We start from the raw sequence: 2,895 nt of genomic DNA, 5'->3' as shown, positions 1-2,895 counted from the left end.
GTACGATCGCGTCTGCTCTTCGATCGTTTCAACGCCGTTACGACTCTCGCGCTGCATACGCTCCAGTACCAGCTTTCCGGCATCCGATTCGAGGTAGTCGGCGAACAGCTCCAAACTCTTCGCCTGCGGTGTACGCAGGCTCATTGCGTTCGTGATGTACTGGAGCGCTTGCTCTTTACTCATCGTCGCTCCCGTCTTCGAAGTCCTCTACTTCAACCTCTTCAATGGCACGCTCGCGGATGGGGAGAAGGTATTCCTTCTTCCCGTACTGGCAGGCCTTGAGAATGGCCTGGGGGATTTTCTTGATCGTGATGCGGGTGTCAACGTTTTCGCAACCTGGTTCAAACTTCTTGGCAAAGATTTGCAGCGATTCGCCGTCGGCCAAGTGGCTCGCAATTTGCTGGACCATCGCCATGGAGAGTATTTGTGTTGTTACATACACGTGATTCCCGCCCTGGCCCTTGCCGTGCTTCCAGTACTCGGTCTGACTCGGTGCAAATGTGTAGTTTGTGAGCTTGCACATCGCTTTTAAGAGCTTCGTATCGTTGTAGTACTCATCGATGACCGGATTGCCGAATTCATCGGTGGCGATAAAACTCGGCGCTAGTTCGTAGAACTTAAACCCGCCGCCGCCCTTCCAATTGAGCTCGTCGGATAGCTTTAGGCCATCATGCTCGTCAACAACTTTCTTCATTCGTTTCTGGGCGTGCGTGTAAGCATGCTCACCCATCTCTATCCCTATGTATTTTCTATTCATCTTATGAGCAACCGCTGTTGTAGTTGCTGAGCCAAGGAAAGAATCTAAGACCAAATCATGATCATCGGAGGAGATATTTAAGATATAACTAATGAGCTTCTCTGGTTTAGGTGTGCTGAACAAGTCGTTTTCATCGCTAAAAAGTCTTCTTGCCTCAGATTTTGCTTGGATATTATGTCCTGCGTCGTGGTGTAACCATAGGGTAGTGGGTACGGTGCCTTGCTTCACCTCAGAAAGAAAAGTCTTTTTGTACGGCCTTGATTCACCCTTACTGCCAAACCAAATTCTATTATCTGCGAGCATTTCTTCATACTTATTCCTAGAAACAACCCAGCATCTTGTTGGCGGCGGATAGAATTCCTTACCTGCGGGAGAGGTTATCGAATAGTAATTCTTTTCAGAGAAAGTCTTTACTGACAAATTAGTCGGATACCAGGGGCCCCGGGGATCGTTATCAGGGTTAGAGTATTTTGAGTTCAACTCCTCGGAGCGTTCGAGAAGGTTGGGCCGCCAAGTATTCTTGTCTTTAGCATAGGCAAGTATGTGGTCATGAACATCAGAAAGCCAACGCGCATCGTTAGATGCAGCATACTTTTTCTGCCAGACAACATTAGCCACGAAATTTCTTCTTCCAAAGACTTCGTCACAAAGTATCTTCAAATAATGGGATTCATCATCATCGATTGATATCCAAATACTGCCATCATCGCTCATTAACATTCTTAGTAACTCTAATCTTGGTTTCATCAGGGAAAGCCAAGTTGAATGCTCAACGCTATCATCATAGTGCTCGAAAGCGTTGCCCGTGTTATACGGCGGATCGATGTAGATGCATTTCACCTTACCCTGGTATTCCGGGAGGAGTGCTTTAAGGGCGAGGAGGTTGTCGCCGTGGATGAGCATGTTTTCGGTATTCGGATCGCCGTACGACAAATCCGGCCGCTCTTCTAAGATGCGCGGCTCAATGTTGGCGATGTCGTATTCGGAATTATTTTTCCCAATCCACGTTAGTTCAAGTTTTTGTTTATTGTTCATGACTGCCCCTTTCGTTGTCCCTGGTACTCATAGGATTCCAGTAAGAACTCACAGAGCGTGAACGCGGCATTAACAGCAAGTTTTGCGTGGTGCCTCGCAGGATTGTACTTTCTCGCATGTCGATCACTCGCCTTGTTCGCCACTTCATAGAGTCCACTGATTTGTCGCTGCAGACCGTCGATAATCGCTTTGAGGTAGTTTTCCAAGTGATCTCCACTCGGGTTTAGATTCAGGGGGACGGATACTAGCTTGTACAGATTTCTAATGTCGCCCTCGGCCTCATTGAAAGGGGTATCGGTTTTTCTGAGCATCTCCTTTAGAAAACCCTCTAACAGAGTGTATGCACTTGCAATTGCCCCAGCATGGTCGCCTTTTTCAATTTTGTTGCTGGCCTTATTGAGGTGTTCAGAAATACTCTCCTGTGTCAAAGACACGATGGAGTCATGATTCAATACCAACTGCCCTCTGTTATAGATAAAGCGTCCAGACTGAAATAGAAAACCATCTCGTTCCATTCTGCGTTTCAGCGAGGCAAGGTAGGTTTGTACCCACGTAACTTCAGAGTTAAGCGATTCTGCCTTAGTCAATCTCTCAATTACTTCTTCATAGGCTGCTATGAGCTTCTGCGTGTCCGCCGGAGATCTGAAATCAATATTTACATAGTACTGTTCTACTAATGAGCGTCTTTGACCTAAGACTGGTGGTTCGTAATCTAATCGCGGCTCTAGATAGGCGCCCTGAAATATATCGTTGATTTCCCGAAGGACACATGCCGCTACCAGTGCTTCTCGGAATTCATTGCGTGTGGCCTTACTAATACTGTCTTTATTCATACGCTCACTCGTCAAACGACGCCCCATTTGATTGTGAAGAGTTCTTCGATTGATGATGTTTGGTTGAGTTGCGCCTCGATCTTGGTGAGGAGCTGTTCCTTCTTCGCTTCCACCTCGTCTTGAGCTTCGTAGAGTTTCCGCCGCATCTCGTTGCGTCTCTTCTCGGTCTCTTTAATAGCCCGCTGTGCCGTCAGCTTCTCGTTGAGATCGACGATCTTTTTGGCGTTGGTCTTCGCCGTTTTGATATCAATCTCAAGTTTCTTAAGTTCA

Annotated in this window: 4 protein-coding genes; all 4 read right to left on the bottom strand. The window is 47.1% G+C overall.

Annotation, left to right across the window (positions count from 1 at the left end; all coding sequences use genetic code 11):
• Window positions 1-183: hypothetical protein (locus ACYC56_RS14220; protein WP_461374829.1), on the bottom strand; the 183-nt coding region annotated here is incomplete at its 3' end.
• The gene (locus ACYC56_RS14215; protein ID WP_461374828.1) at window positions 176-1,792 is read right to left on the bottom strand and encodes a site-specific DNA-methyltransferase; all 1,617 of its coding nucleotides are present in this window, start codon (window positions 1,790-1,792) and stop codon (window positions 176-178) included. The genes ACYC56_RS14215 and ACYC56_RS14220, both read right to left, overlap by 8 nt.
• Entirely contained in the window at window positions 1,789-2,625 is an 837-nt protein-coding gene (locus ACYC56_RS14210; protein WP_461374827.1) for an abortive infection family protein, read from the bottom strand. The genes ACYC56_RS14215 and ACYC56_RS14210 overlap by 4 nt, the downstream gene beginning before the upstream one ends.
• 11 nt (window positions 2,626-2,636) lie before the next feature.
• Window positions 2,637-2,895, bottom strand: a 259-nt coding sequence (locus tag ACYC56_RS14205; protein WP_461374826.1) for a hypothetical protein, incomplete at its 5' end; no start/stop codon positions are given.

This window comes from Candidatus Aquicultor sp., from assembly GCF_054640775.1.
Note: the sequence above shows the minus strand (reverse complement) of the source record. Positions and strands in the feature narration are given on the sequence as shown.

What these genes read in the sequence shown, in the direction of transcription:
- ACYC56_RS14215 (WP_461374828.1), bottom strand. Translation starts at nt 1,792, where the DNA reads ATGAACAATAAACAAAAACTTGAACTAACGTGGATTGGGAAAAATAAT.
- ACYC56_RS14210 (WP_461374827.1), bottom strand. Translation starts at nt 2,625, where the DNA reads ATGAATAAAGACAGTATTAGTAAGGCCACACGCAATGAATTCCGAGAA.